We start from the raw sequence: 13,270 nt of genomic DNA, 5'->3' as shown, positions 1-13,270 counted from the left end.
CCGCCCACATCGATGAGCGGCACCGTGATGGAAACAGTATGAACTGGACCTGGTTTCACAAGCTCGGCTCGCCCAAGTGGTTCTACGGCATCAGCAGCAAGTTCCTGCCGTGGTTGAGCATCGCAGCGTTGCTGCTGATCAGCATCGGCGTCGTCTGGGGCCTGGCCTTCGCGCCGCCGGATTATCAGCAGGGCAACAGCTTTCGCATCATCTATATTCACGTGCCGGCGGCGATGCTGGCGCAGTCGATCTACGTGATGCTCGCGGTGTGCGGTGTGGTCGGGCTGGTGTGGAAAATGAAACTGGCCGACGTCGCCCTGCAATGCGCGGCGCCGATTGGTGCGTGGATGACCGCCGTGGCGCTGGTCACCGGCGCGATCTGGGGCAAGCCGACCTGGGGCTCGTGGTGGGTCTGGGATGCGCGGCTGACGTCGATGCTGATTCTGCTGTTCCTGTATTTCGGCGTGATCGCGCTGGGCAACGCCATCAGCAACCGCGACAGCGCCGCCAAGGCCTGCGCAGTACTGGCGATTGTCGGGGTGATCAACATCCCGATCATCAAGTACTCGGTGGAGTGGTGGAACACCCTGCACCAGGGCGCGACCTTCACCCTCACGGAAAAACCGGCGATGCCCGCTGAAATGTGGCTGCCGCTGTTGCTGACGGTGCTGGGGTTCTACTGCTTCTTCGGTGCCGTGCTGTTGCTGCGCATGCGCCTTGAAGTGCTCAAGCGCGAAGCCCGCGCCAGTTGGGTCAAAGAAGAAGTGCAGAACAGCCTGGAGGCCGCGCGATGAGTTTCGCTTCATTTGGCGACTTTCTCGCCATGGGCCACCACGGCCTGTACGTCTGGTCGGCCTACGGCATCTGTCTGGCGGTGCTGATCCTCAACGTGGTCGCACCGATTGCGGCCCGCAAGCGCTATCTGCAACAAGAGGCGCGTCGTCTGCGCCGGGAGAACGGCAAGTGAATCCGCTGCGCAAAAAACGTCTGACCCTCATTCTGGCGATCCTGGTCGGGGTCGGCGCTGCCGTCGGCCTGGCCCTCAGCGCCCTGCAGGAAAACATCAACCTGTTTTACACGCCGACCCAGATCGCCAACGGTGAAGCGCCGCACGACACGCGCATCCGCGCCGGCGGCATGGTCGAGAAGGGCTCGCTGCAGCGTTCGCCGGACTCGCTGGACGTCAAATTCGTTGTCACCGACTTCAACAAAGCCGTGACCATCACCTATCGCGGGATCCTCCCGGATCTGTTCCGCGAAGGGCAGGGCATTGTCGCCCTGGGCAAACTCAACGCCGACGGCGTGGTGGTGGCCGATGAAGTGCTGGCCAAGCACGACGAGAAGTACATGCCGCCGGAAGTGACCAAAGCGCTGAAAGACAGCGGTCAATCGGCACCGACCCCAGCGAAGGAGGGTTGATTGATGACGTCTGCACTGTTTATTCCCGAACTCGGCCATCTGGCGATGATTCTGGCGCTGTGTTTCGCGCTGGTGCAGGCCGTGGTGCCGCTGCTCGGTGCATGGCGCGGCGACCGTCTGTGGATGGGCCTGGCCCAGCCGGCGGCGTGGGGCCAGTTTGCGTTCCTGCTGTTTGCCTTCGGTTGCCTGACCTACGCGTTCATGACCGACGATTTTTCGGTCGGTTACGTGGCGATGAACTCCAACAGCGCCTTGCCGTGGTACTACAAGTTCAGCGCGGTATGGGGCGCCCACGAAGGGTCGCTGCTGCTGTGGGCGTTGATCCTCGGTGGCTGGACCTTCGCCGTATCGGTGTTCTCCCGGCAGTTGCCGCAAGTCATGCTCGCCCGCGTGCTGGCGGTGATGGGCATGATCAGCACCGGTTTCCTGCTGTTTCTGATCCTCACCTCCAACCCGTTTTCGCGGATCCTGCCGCAGATTCCGGCGGATGGTCGTGACCTCAATCCGCTGCTGCAAGACATCGGCCTGATCGTGCATCCTCCGATGCTTTATATGGGGTACGTCGGCTTCTCGGTGGCGTTCGCCTTCGCCATTGCCGCACTGCTCGGTGGTCGTCTTGATGCTGCTTGGGCGCGCTGGTCGCGGCCGTGGACGATTGTCGCCTGGGCCTTTCTCGGCATCGGCATCACCCTCGGTTCGTGGTGGGCTTACTACGAACTCGGCTGGGGCGGCTGGTGGTTCTGGGACCCGGTGGAAAACGCCTCGTTCATGCCATGGCTGGTCGGCACCGCGTTGATCCACTCGCTGGCCGTCACGGAAAAACGTGGGGTGTTCAAGAGCTGGACGGTGTTGCTGGCGATTGCTGCATTTTCGTTGAGCCTGCTCGGTACCTTCCTCGTGCGCTCCGGCGTGCTGACCTCGGTGCACGCGTTTGCCTCCGACCCTGAGCGTGGCGTGTTCATTCTGATCTTCCTGCTGTTCGTGGTCGGTGGTTCGCTGACGCTGTTTGCGTTGCGCGCGCCGGTGGTCAAGAGCCAGGTCGGCTTCAACCTGTGGTCGCGTGAAACCCTGTTGCTGGGCAACAACCTGGTGCTGGTGGTAGCGGCGTCGATGATTCTGCTCGGCACCCTGTATCCGCTGATTCTCGATGCGATCAGCGGCGCCAAGCTCTCGGTCGGCCCGCCGTATTTCAACGCGCTGTTCATCCCGCTGATGGCGTTGCTGATGCTGGTGATGGCGGTCGGCGTGATCGTGCGCTGGAAAGACACCCCGGTGAAGTGGCTGGCGAACATGCTGACCCCGGTGCTGCTCGGCAGCGTCGCATTGGCCGTGGTGGCTGGTGTCGCTTACGGCGATTTCAACTGGGCGGTGATCGCGACGTTCCTGCTCGCCGCGTGGGTGTTGCTCGCCGGTGTGCGCGACATCTTCGACAAGACTCGCCACAAGGGCCTGATCAAAGGTCTGCCAAGCCTGACTCGCAGCTACTGGGGCATGCAGATCGCGCACCTGGGCATCGCCGTGTGCGCCCTCGGTGTGGTGCTGTCGAGCCAGAACAGTGCCGAACGCGACCTGCGTCTGGCGCCGGGCGAGTCGATGGACCTGGCCGGTTATCACTTCGTCTTCGAAGGCGCCAAGCACTTTGAAGGGCCGAACTTCACCTCCGACAAGGGCACCATCCGGGTGATCCGCGACGGCAAGGAAGTCAGCGTGCTGCACCCGGAAAAACGCCTGTACACGGTGCAGAGTTCGATGATGACCGAGGCCGGGATCGACGCCGGTTTCACTCGCGATCTCTATGTCGCCTTGGGCGAGCCGCTGGAAAACGGCGCGTGGGCGGTGCGGGTTCACGTCAAACCGTTCGTGCGCTGGATCTGGTTTGGTGGTCTGCTGACCGGTCTGGGCGGATTGCTGGCGGCGCTGGATCGGCGTTATCGAGTCAAGGTCAAAGCCCGGGTGCGTGAAGCCCTCGGCCTGCAAGGAGCGGCTGCATGAGACGTTGGTTGATGCTGGTACCCCTGGCGATTTTCCTGCTGGTGGCGGTGTTTCTTTATCGCGGTCTGTACCTCGATCCGGCGGAACTGCCGTCGGCGATGATCAACAAGCCCTTCCCGGAATTCAGCCTGCCGAATGTGCAGGGCGACAAGACCCTGACCAAGGCCGACATCCTCGGCAAACCGGCACTGGTCAACGTCTGGGGCACCTGGTGCATTTCCTGCCGGGTCGAGCACCCGGTACTGAACAAACTGGCCGAGCGTGGCGTGGTGATCTACGGCATCAACTACAAGGACACCAACGCCGATGCGTTGAAGTGGCTGGCCGAATTCCACAACCCGTACCTGCTGGACATCCGTGACGACGAAGGTTCGCTGGGTCTGAACCTCGGCGTGTACGGCGCGCCGGAAACCTTCTTCATCGACGCCAAGGGCATCATCCGCGACAAGTACGTCGGGGTGATCGACGAACAGGTCTGGCGCGAAAAACTCGCAGCCAAATATCAGGCACTGGTCGATGAGGCCAAGCCATGAAGCGTTTTATGGCTGCCGTGGTCTTGGGTTTGAGTCTGGCCGGTGTGGCCCACGCCGCGATTGACACCTACGAGTTCGCCAAGGAAGGCGATCGCGAGCGTTTCCGCGAGTTGACCAAGGAACTGCGCTGCCCCAAGTGCCAGAACCAGGACATCGCCGACTCCAACGCACCGATTGCCGCAGATCTGCGCAAAGAGATTTTCCGCATGCTCGGCGAGGGCAAGGACAATCAGCAGATCATCGATTTCATGGTTGATCGCTACGGTGATTTCGTCCGCTACAAACCGGCGCTCAACGCCAAGACTGCACTGCTGTGGTTCGGCCCGGCCGGGCTGTTGCTTGGCGGTCTGGTGGTGATTGTGCTGATCGTGCGCCGTCGTCGCGGTCAGCGCGCCGAAACCCCGTCATCGCTGTCCACCGAAGAACGTCAGCGCCTCGACCAACTGTTGGATAAAAACCAAGAATGATTGATTTCTGGCTTGCCGCAGGGCTGTTGCTTCTGGTCGCCCTGAGTTTTCTGCTGATTCCGGTTTTGCGTGGCCGTCGCGCCCAGCGTGAAGAGGATCGGACTGCCCTGAACGTCGCGCTGTATCAGGAACGCGTCGCGGAGCTGCAAGCGCAGCAGGCTGAAGGCGTACTCGATGCCGCGCAAATGGACAGCGGTCGTGCGGAAGCAGCGCGTGAGCTGCTCGCCGATACCGAGGGCGTTGCCGCACCGCGTGTGTCGAAACTGGGCAAGCCGTTGCCGTTGTTGGCAGCGGTGCTGGTGCCGGTGTTGGGCCTGGGTCTGTACCTGCATTTCGGTGCTGCCGATAAAGTCGAACTGACCCGCGAATTCGCCCAGGCACCGCAGTCGATGGAAGAGATGACCCGGCGTCTGGAGCGTGCTGTTGCGGCGCAACCGGATTCGGCGGAAGGCCTGTACTTCCTCGGGCGCACCTACATGGCCCAAGATCGTCCGGCGGACGCGGCGAAGATGTTCGAGCGCGCCGCCAACCTTGCCGGTCGCCAGCCGGAACTGCTCGGCCAGTGGGCACAGGCGCAGTATTTTGCCGACGGTAAAAAGTGGTCGGACAAGATCCAGGCCCTGACCGATGAAGCGCTGAAAGCCGACCCGAAAGAAGTCACCAGCCTCGGTCTGCTCGGCATCGCCGCGTTCGAAGGCGAGCGTTATCAGCAAGCCATCGACTATTGGAATCGCCTGCTGGCGCAATTGCCAGAGAACGACAAGTCCCGCGAAGCCCTGCAGGGCGGCATCAACCGCGCCACTGAACGGCTTGAAGCCAGCGGCGGCAAGGTCGCCGCCGCACCGGCTGCCAAGGTTGCCGCACTGCTCAAGGTGCGTGTCGATCTGGCCAGCGAACTCAAAGGCAAGGTGCAACCGGGCGACAGCGTGTTCATCTTCGCCCGCGCCGTTTCCGGCCCACCGGCACCGTTGGCGGCCAAGCGTCTGACCGTGGCCGATCTGCCGGTCACTGTCGAACTGGGCGATGCCGACGCGATGATGCCGCAGTTGAAACTGTCGAACTTTCCTGAAGTCCAACTGGTTGCGCGCATCTCTCGCGCCGGTCAACCGACCGCCGGGGAGTGGGTGGGTCGCAGCGGCCCGCTGGCCAGCAGCACCACCGCGCCGCAAACACTGACCATCGACAGCCCGGACCAATAACCCCGGAACCCACAGGAAAGCACCGCCATGCACAGCCTCGCCCGCATCACCGTCATTACATTGGCCTTGAGCATGAGCGCATGTGCGGTGCACCGACCTGAACCGACCACCAACCTGCCACCCATCCCGCCGTCACAACCGAGCCCGACCCCGTCGACCTCGCCGACACCCGGAAAAAGCATCCCGGCCAAACCGTCCAAGCCAGTCCCGCGCACCTCGGCCAGCTTCGCCCCGCCACCGGGCGGCAACAGCCACTGGGACCAGAAGCTCGGCGTCTACGTCCTCGACGACCAGCCCAACACCTTCTACCGCCAGCGCACCTACTTCCGCTGGAACAACGGCTGGACCCGCTCAATCAGCCCCAACGGCCCGTGGGAAGACACCGACATCCACGGCGTGCCGCCGGGGTTGGGCAAACAGTTCGGGCAGTAATGAAAAACGGCGATCTCTGGATCGCCGTTTTTTTGTGTGTTGCCGGGCATTGATGATGTCCCTGTAGGAGCTGGCGAAGCCTGCGATCTTTTGATCTGCTGTTTTCAAAGTTCGCTGGTCAACAACCCTTGCACATAATCCACAAACACCCGCGCCTTCGCACTGACCATCCGCCCCGTGGGAAACACCGCCCACAAGTCCTGATCCGGCAATACCCAGTCACTCAACACCGCCCTGACCGCGCCGCTTGCCAGCTCCGGAGCGAACATCCATTGCGAGGCGATGGTCAGGCCCTGATCGGCCAGCACGGCTGCACGCAAACCCTCGGCGGCGCTGACCCGCAGGCGGCCGGTGAGGGTTTGCGTCTGTTGTTCGCTGCCCTGAGTGAAGGTCCAGGTGGCGCCGCCGCTGAGGTTGTAGACGATGCCTTGGTGCTTATCCAAATCGGCAGGGCAGCTCGGCTCGCCGTGGCAGGCGAAGTAGGCCGGGCTGCCGAGCACTACGCGGCGACAGTCGGCGATCTTGCGCGCGGTGAGACCAGAGTCGCTGAGCGGGCCCATGCGCAGGGCGACATCGATACCTTCTTCGACCAGATTGATATTGCGGTCATCGAGCATCAGGTCGATGTTCAATTGCGGGTGCTGATCGAGAAACGGACCCAGTTGCGGCACGACGTGCAGGCGGCCGAAAGTCACCGCCGCGCTGATCCGCAGGTTGCCGCTTAAACCGCTGGCGCTGCCACGGGCGGCGTTATCGGCTTCGTTGGCTTCGTCGATGGCGCGTCTGGCCCGCTCGAAAAACGCCAGTCCGGCTTCGGTCGGGGTCAGGCCGCGAGTCGAGCGCAGCAACAGGCTCACAGCCAAGCGTTTTTCCAGCTGAGCGATGGTTTTCGACACGGCGGGCTGGCCGATATTCAAGCGTCGGGCGGCCGCGGAAAAGGAGCCGGTTTCGACCACGTAGACGAAGGTTTCCATGGCGGCGAGGCGGTCCATCAGTCTTCCTGCAAATCTGAAAGTTGTCGTAGTCCCCTTGTGGGAGCGGGCTTGCTCGCGAAAGCGGTCTGACATTCAGCACATGTATTGGCTGATCCGACGCCTTCGCGAGCAAGCCCGCTCCCACAGGGAATAGGGTGCTGAGTGTAATCCGCGTCCATTCAATCACATGCGGTAAAACAACCGAACGTCGTTCTGCAGATTCATGTGCTTGAGTAAAGATAACTCTAGGGTTACTTTTATTCGGCCGGAGCAAGGAGGCGGTAGGTGCAAAGCAGGCTATTGATCAAGGAGCTGGAGGAGGCAGGCTGGACGCTGGATCGAGTCACCGGCAGTCATCACATCTTCAGGCATCGTTACAACCCGTACACCATTCCCGTTCCCCACCCGAAAAAGGATTTGCCGCTGGGGACGGTCAAAAGCATCAGGAGGCGTGCCGGGTTGTACCACCCGCCAGCCAGCTGCAAGGGAGATCCATAATGCAATATCCGATCTGCATCGAATGGGGTGATGACGACACCGCCATCGGTATTCAGATACCCGACATTCCCGGCGCCGTCACGGCTGGGGATACCTTCGAGGACGCTTACAACGCAGCCGTTGAAGTCGCCCATCTCATGCTGCAGGAGATGGCGGCAGACGGCGAATCGATTCCCATGCCGACGTCGGCAGCGACCCATCGCAATAACCCGCAGTTTGCCGACATGGGCTGGGGCATGCTTGAGCTGGATATCTCGCCGTACATGGGCAAGACCGAGAAGGTCAACGTGACGTTGCCAGGCTATGTGATCCAGCGCATCGATCGCTATGTGCGTGAACACAATGTCAAAAGCCGGTCTTCGTTTCTGGCGGATGCGGCGATGGAGAAGCTGGTTCGGTATTAAGCGTCATCGCTCCCACAGGCCCGGTGAGCAACCTGTGCGAGCGAACCTGAATGCCTACACAGTTGCCAAAGAACCACGTTGCGAAGCACTCAAAAACCGCACCAGCGCCAGCAGCGGGAAGGCGCTGCCGACAATTACGATCCACAACCAGCCGCCGTGCTCATATACCGCACTGGCGACCGACGAGCCGAAGGCGCCGCCGATGAAGATGCTGGTCATGTACAGCGCATTCAGGCGACCACGGCTTTTGGCGTCCAGCGAGTAGACCGCACGTTGGCCGAGGACCATGTTCATCTGCACGCAGAAATCCAGTACCACGCCGGTCACGGCCAGGCCGATGACGCTGTAGGCCGGGTGGATGAAGGCGGGCAAGAAGCTCAGGCTGGCGAACAGCATGGCCAGCAGCGAGGCGATGCGGGTGTGGCCGGCGTCCGCCAGGCGTCCGCTGATCGGCGCGGCGATGGCACCGATGGCGCCGACCAGGGCGAAGATCGCGATCTCGCTCTGCGACAGGCCATGGTTACGCGCCAGCTCCAACGGCACGGCGGTCCAGAACAGGCTGAAGGTGGCGAACATGCAACCCTGATAAAACGCCCGCTGGCGCAGCACCGGTTGCTGGCGCAGCAATGTCCACAATGAGCCAATCAGTTGGCCGTATGTGGCGCTGTGATCCGGTTGACGCTTGGGCACGGTCAGCGCCAGCACCACGCTGATCGCTGCCATCAACGCCGCAGCAATCATGAACATCGCGCGCCAGCCGAAATGGTCAGCCACCACGCTCGAAACCGGTCTTGCCAGCAGAATGCCCAACAGCAAGCCACCCATGATCCCGCCGACCACCCGACCCCGGGACTCTTCCGGCGCCAGATGCGCGGCCAGCGGAATCAGGATCTGCACCGACACCGAACTGAACCCCACCAGCAGCGAGATCAGCAAGAACACATTCGGCTGACTGGTGAACGCCGCGCCGAGCAGGCTGGCAATGGCCACCACGGTGGTGATGATCATCAGTCGGCGGTTTTCCAGCAGGTCGCCCAGCGGCACCAGGAAAAACAGACCCAGCGCATAACCGATCTGTGTCAGCGAGACGATGAAGCTGGCCATGGTGTCGGAGAGGCCGATGTCCGGTGCGATCAGACCAATGATCGGTTGCGCGTAGTAGATGTTGGCGACGATGGCACCGCAGCAGAAGGCGAACAGCAGCACCATGCCTCGGGTCATTGCGTGAGTTGTAGCGTTCATAAGGTTTCTCGATCCAGCGAAAGGGAATGCGGTGAGGCTAAGGGACGCACCGACGTGTCGGTAGAAGCCTTGTATCGATATCAGTTATTCCGTTGCGGAATGATTGGCTTCAAGCGCGGTGTCGTCCATCGGCGAACCTTGCGTCCGGCCGGAGAGCGTCGATGATACATTCACTTACATCTTCTTCGATAGCGTGCTTATGTTTACCGCTGCTGTTCAACTGTTCACCAACGGAGGATTGCCATGTTGCGTCGGCTGCTGCGTCACACCACCACGATTGTCCTGATCGGTCTGCTTGGCGCCAGCGCAGTACAGGCTGCGGATGCCCCGGGGATGCGGATCGGCGTACGCGGCGAGATCACCGGAGTCAGCGCTGACTCGTTGAAAGTCCACGTCAACAGCGGCGAGAACGTGGTGATTCAATTGACCGCTGACACCAAAGTGCGCGCCGTCACCTTGGCCAATATCGAGGACATCAAACCCGGCAGTTACATTGGCTCGGCGGCCATGCCGCAAGAGGACGGCACGCTCAAGGCGCTGGAAGTGCACGTATTCCCGCCGGAACTGGCCGGCAGCGGCGACGGCCATCGGCCGTTCGACCTTGCCAAGGGCAGCAGCATGACCAATGGCAGCGTCGGTGATCTGGTGGTGAGCAATGGCCGGGTGCTGACCGTCAACTACAAGGGCGGGCAGCAGAAGATTCTGGTGCCGGAGGATGTGCCGATCGTCAACCTGATGCCAGGGGATCGGAGTTTGCTCAAGGTCGGGGTGAAGATCGTGACGTTCGTCACGCAAGGCGCGGACGGCACGCTGACCGCGCAATCGATTTCCGCCGGCAAGGACGGCGTCACGCCGCCGATGTAACTGTAGGAGCTGCCGAAGGCTGCGATCTTTTGATCTTGGTTTTTAAAATCAAAGTCAAAAGATCGCAGCCTTCGGCAGCTCCTACAGGGGTTCGCCACAAAAAAGGCGACCTGTTGAGGTCGCCTTTTTCATGTCCGCCAAATCTTACTGGCTGTAGATCTGATCAAAGATCCCGCCATCATTGAAGTGGGTCTTCTGCACCGAACGCCAGTCGCCAAATGTCTTCTCAACCGACAGGAAGTCGACTTTCGGGAAACGATCGGTGTACTTCGCCAGCACCGCCGGGTCCCGTGGACGCAGGTAGTTGGCGGCGGCGATTTCCTGACCTTCCGGCGACCACAGGTATTTCAGGTATTCATCGGCGGCGGCGCGGGTGCCTTTCTTGTCGACCACTTTGTCGACCACCGACACCGGTGGTTCGGCTTCGGCGGAGACGCTTGGGTAGATCACTTCGAACTGATCGCGACCGAACTCGCGAGCGATCATCTCGGCTTCGTTCTCGAAGGTCACCAGCACGTCGCCGATCTGGTTGGTCATGAACGTGGTGGTCGCGGCGCGGCCACCGGTGTCGAGCACCGGCGCTTGCTTGAACAGTTTGCCGACGAAGTCTTTGGCCTTGTTCTCGTCACCACCATTCTTCAGCACGTAGCCCCAGGCCGAGAGGTAGGTGTAGCGGCCGTTGCCCGAGGTTTTCGGGTTCGGCACGATCACTTGCACGCCGTCCTTGAGCAAGTCCGGCCAGTCTTTCAGGGCTTTCGGGTTGCCTTTACGGACGATGAACACGGTGGCCGAGGTGAACGGCGCGCTGTTGTTCGGCAGGCGGGTGACCCAGTTGTCCGGCACCAGTTTGCCGTTGTCGGCGAGGGCGTTGATGTCGGTTGCCATGTTCATGGTGATGACGTCAGCCGGCAGGCCATCGATCACCGAGCGCGCCTGCTTGCTCGAACCGCCGAAGGACATCTGCACGGTGATGTTTTCGTTGTGCTCGGCCTGCCAGTGTTTCTGGAACGCAGTGTTGTAGTCCTTGTAGAAATCGCGCATCACGTCATAGGAGACGTTGAGCAGGGTCGGTGCGGCTTGAGCCACGCTGCCAAAGGCAAGACCGGCGGCGAGAAGTGAGGCGCCAAAGAGTTTTTTCACTGCGCATTCCTTGTTTTGTGTAGGAGCTGCCGCAGGCTGCGATCCTTTGATTTTGTTTTTAGAGAATCAAGATCAAAAGATCGCGGCCTGCGGCAGCTCCTACAGGGGGTGATGTTTAATTGCCACTGACTATAACGGGGCACGCATAGTCGTTTAAAGATTAAAAAGCTCTGTGCTTATTCCACTTTCTTAAACAGCTGACTGCCACACCGCGAGCAAAACGCCGCGCTGTGTTCATGGCTGCTTTTCTTGCACACCGGGCAGTCGTGTTGCAGCTGTTCGCCGCGCATGGCGTTGGCCAGTTCTGCGGTGAAGATCCCGGTGGGCACGGCGATGATCGAGTAACCGGTAATCATCACCAGCGAGGAAATCACCTGGCCCAGCGGGGTTTTCGGCACGATGTCGCCGAAGCCGACGGTGGTCAGGGTCACGATAGCCCAATAGATGCCTTTGGGGATGCTGGTGAAGCCGTGTTCCGGACCTTCGATCACGTACATCAGGGTGCCGAACACCGTCACCAGGGTGCAGACGCTGACCAGGAACACCACGATCTTCTGCTTGCTGCCGCGCAGCGCCGACATCAAATAGTTGGCTTGCTTGAGGTATGGGCTGAGCTTGAGTACGCGGAAGATTCGCAGCATCCGAATGATCCGGATGATCAGCAGGTACTGCGCATCGCTGTAATACAGCGCCAGGATCCCCGGCACGATCGCCAGCAGATCCACCAGTCCGTAGAAACTGAAGGCGTAGCGCAACGGCTTCGGTGAGCAGTACAACCGCAGGATGTACTCGCCGAGAAAAATGATTGTGAAGCCCCACTCGATGTAGGCCAGCACATCGGCGTAGTTCTGGTGAATGCTATCGATGCTGTCGAGCATCACCACCACCAGGCTGGCGAGGATGATCAACAGCAGGGTGCCGTCAAAGCGCCGCCCGGCGAGGGTGTCGCTCTGGAAAATCATCACGTAAAGCCGTTCACGCCAACTGTTGCTGCTGTCCATGGATAACGCCTGAATTGAAGATCAGCGCAGCCTAGGTTGATTGTCCCCCTGTGCGCAAGGCGTGGCGTCGACGGCCGCTTTGCCGAGCATCTGGATCCCGGCACGGATCAGCCAGCCGGCGAGGATGAATGGCGCGGTCAGCGTCGCCAGACCGAGAGCGGCGAACAGCGGGGTGACCAGCAACGCCAGGACGATGCCCAGCAGCGGCAGCCACGGTTGTTGACGCTGTGAACTGAAGGCGAGGGCGGCGAGCACCGCGTTGTAACTGCCCAGTCCCAGCAACGCTGCAGCGGTTTCGTGGTGCAGCAGGCTGGAGGCGAGACCGATGCCCGAAGCCAGCAGCGCCCAGCAGAACGCGCGGCGATCGGCGATCAACAGACCGATGCCGATCAACGCGCCGGCCAGCGGATGACCGAGGAACATCACCTGACCCAGTCCACGCAGTTCAGCGGCGAGCAGGTTCAGCGTGGTCATCTCGATGTGAGTCATCGGCGCAGACGGTTCGGCGAACAACAGTAACACCCAGCTCATTGCTACAAACGGTGAGGTGTAGGCCGGTATCGATCGGCTGCGGTACACGTGTTTGAGCCATTGCTGAGTGACCATCGCACTGAGGCCACCGGCCGCCAGAATCAGCGGCGGCAGCATCGGCGACCACGGGAAATACAGGCTGAGCACCAAGCCAAGCAGCACGCCGTTGTAACTGAACAATCCGGCCTGACGATCCGCCTTGGCATAGTTGCGCCGTTGCGCGGTGAGCAGGCCGGCGACTGCACCGAGCAGCGCGCCGGCAAACAGCACCGGCGCAGTGAGCAGGATCGCCAGCAGGCACAACAGGCCGCACAGCGGATGGCGCTGGAGGAATATCTGACTGAAACCGTTGAGCAAAGCCTCGGCCCAGTCGGGGCAGTGGGTGTTGAAATGATTGGCAGGCATGTTGAAAAAATCTGGGCAGTTGGAAAATCAAAAGGTCTTGCCAATAACTGTGGCGAGGGAGCTTGCTCCCGCTGGGTCGCGTAGCGGCCCCAACATGGGTTAATGCGGTTCTTCTGTGAAAACCGTCATGCCCTAAAAGCGACGACTGCTGCGCAGCCGAGCGGGAGCA

General features: G+C 61.1%; 16 protein-coding genes. 11 read left to right on the top strand and 5 right to left on the bottom strand.

Features of this window, described 5'->3' with window-relative positions; translation table 11 throughout:
- Positions 1–38: 38 nt before the first annotated feature.
- Genes OC71_RS20695 through OC71_RS20660 form a run of 8 tightly spaced genes read left to right on the top strand, consistent with a single transcriptional unit; the run spans position 39 to position 6,042 of the window.
- Positions 39–794, top strand: coding sequence for a heme ABC transporter permease (locus tag OC71_RS20695; protein ID WP_041072937.1), 756 nt, complete (start codon positions 39–41; stop codon positions 792–794).
- Positions 791–967, top strand: coding sequence for a heme exporter protein CcmD (gene ccmD / locus OC71_RS20690; protein ID WP_003222944.1), 177 nt, complete (start codon positions 791–793; stop codon positions 965–967). Before OC71_RS20695 ends, ccmD begins: the two co-directional genes overlap by 4 nt.
- A complete protein-coding gene (gene ccmE, locus OC71_RS20685) occupies positions 964–1,419 on the top strand; it encodes a cytochrome c maturation protein CcmE (RefSeq protein ID WP_041072935.1) in 456 nt (151 codons plus the stop codon). The genes ccmD and ccmE overlap by 4 nt, the downstream gene beginning before the upstream one ends.
- A 3-nt stretch (positions 1,420–1,422) precedes the next feature.
- Entirely contained in the window at positions 1,423–3,411 is a 1,989-nt protein-coding gene (locus tag OC71_RS20680) for a heme lyase CcmF/NrfE family subunit (RefSeq protein WP_041072932.1), read from the top strand.
- Positions 3,408–3,944, top strand: a complete 537-nt coding sequence (locus OC71_RS20675; protein ID WP_041072930.1) for a DsbE family thiol:disulfide interchange protein — start codon at positions 3,408–3,410, stop codon at positions 3,942–3,944. The genes OC71_RS20680 and OC71_RS20675 overlap by 4 nt, the downstream gene beginning before the upstream one ends.
- Positions 3,941–4,411 (top strand): cytochrome c-type biogenesis protein, encoded by a 471-nt coding sequence (locus tag OC71_RS20670; protein ID WP_041072928.1) that lies wholly within the window; start codon positions 3,941–3,943, stop codon positions 4,409–4,411. The genes OC71_RS20675 and OC71_RS20670 overlap by 4 nt, the downstream gene beginning before the upstream one ends.
- A complete protein-coding gene (gene ccmI / locus OC71_RS20665) occupies positions 4,408–5,610 on the top strand; it encodes a c-type cytochrome biogenesis protein CcmI (protein ID WP_041072926.1) in 1,203 nt (400 codons plus the stop codon). Before OC71_RS20670 ends, ccmI begins: the two co-directional genes overlap by 4 nt.
- A 27-nt stretch (positions 5,611–5,637) precedes the next feature.
- A complete protein-coding gene (locus OC71_RS20660) occupies positions 5,638–6,042 on the top strand; it encodes a hypothetical protein (protein WP_041072925.1) in 405 nt (134 codons plus the stop codon).
- A 104-nt stretch (positions 6,043–6,146) separates the two neighbouring features.
- Here the strand turns inward: OC71_RS20660 and OC71_RS20655 are convergent, their stop codons facing one another.
- Complete coding sequence (locus tag OC71_RS20655) at positions 6,147–7,034, bottom strand: LysR family transcriptional regulator (RefSeq protein WP_041072923.1); 888 nt, start codon at positions 7,032–7,034, stop codon at positions 6,147–6,149.
- 267 nt (positions 7,035–7,301) lie between these two features.
- Between OC71_RS20655 and OC71_RS20650 the strand changes: the two genes are divergently transcribed.
- Positions 7,302–7,514 (top strand): type II toxin-antitoxin system HicA family toxin, encoded by a 213-nt coding sequence (locus OC71_RS20650; RefSeq protein ID WP_041072921.1) that lies wholly within the window; start codon positions 7,302–7,304, stop codon positions 7,512–7,514.
- Positions 7,514–7,918, top strand: coding sequence for a type II toxin-antitoxin system HicB family antitoxin (locus OC71_RS20645; protein ID WP_041072919.1), 405 nt, complete (start codon positions 7,514–7,516; stop codon positions 7,916–7,918). The genes OC71_RS20650 and OC71_RS20645 overlap by 1 nt, the downstream gene beginning before the upstream one ends.
- A gap of 54 nt (positions 7,919–7,972) precedes the next feature.
- On the opposite strand, the gene OC71_RS20640 is transcribed toward OC71_RS20645, so the two are convergent.
- On the bottom strand, positions 7,973–9,160 hold the full coding sequence (locus OC71_RS20640; protein WP_041072917.1) for an MFS transporter: 1,188 nt from the start codon (positions 9,158–9,160) through the stop codon (positions 7,973–7,975).
- Positions 9,161–9,403: 243 nt separating this feature from the next.
- Between OC71_RS20640 and OC71_RS20635 the strand changes: the two genes are divergently transcribed.
- Positions 9,404–10,024, top strand: coding sequence for a DUF5666 domain-containing protein (locus OC71_RS20635; RefSeq protein ID WP_041072915.1), 621 nt, complete (start codon positions 9,404–9,406; stop codon positions 10,022–10,024).
- A gap of 144 nt (positions 10,025–10,168) precedes the next feature.
- Here the strand turns inward: OC71_RS20635 and OC71_RS20630 are convergent, their stop codons facing one another.
- The 3 genes from OC71_RS20630 to OC71_RS20620 all read right to left on the bottom strand — a co-directional run bounded on the left by OC71_RS20630 (position 10,169) and on the right by OC71_RS20620 (position 13,101).
- Positions 10,169–11,164: a sulfate ABC transporter substrate-binding protein gene (locus tag OC71_RS20630; RefSeq protein WP_041072913.1), complete on the bottom strand. Its 996-nt coding sequence runs from the start codon at positions 11,162–11,164 to the stop codon at positions 10,169–10,171.
- A gap of 176 nt (positions 11,165–11,340) precedes the next feature.
- Positions 11,341–12,165 (bottom strand): ion transporter, encoded by an 825-nt coding sequence (locus OC71_RS20625; protein ID WP_041072911.1) that lies wholly within the window; start codon positions 12,163–12,165, stop codon positions 11,341–11,343.
- 21 nt (positions 12,166–12,186) lie between these two features.
- Entirely contained in the window at positions 12,187–13,101 is a 915-nt protein-coding gene (locus tag OC71_RS20620) for an urea transporter (protein WP_041072909.1), read from the bottom strand.
- Positions 13,102–13,270: the final 169 nt, after the last annotated feature.

The sequence above is a fragment of the Pseudomonas sp. W15Feb9B genome, assembly GCF_000828175.1.
Taxonomy (GTDB): domain Bacteria; phylum Pseudomonadota; class Gammaproteobacteria; order Pseudomonadales; family Pseudomonadaceae; genus Aquipseudomonas; species Aquipseudomonas parakoreensis.
This window is presented reverse-complemented; position numbering and strand designations above follow the sequence as displayed.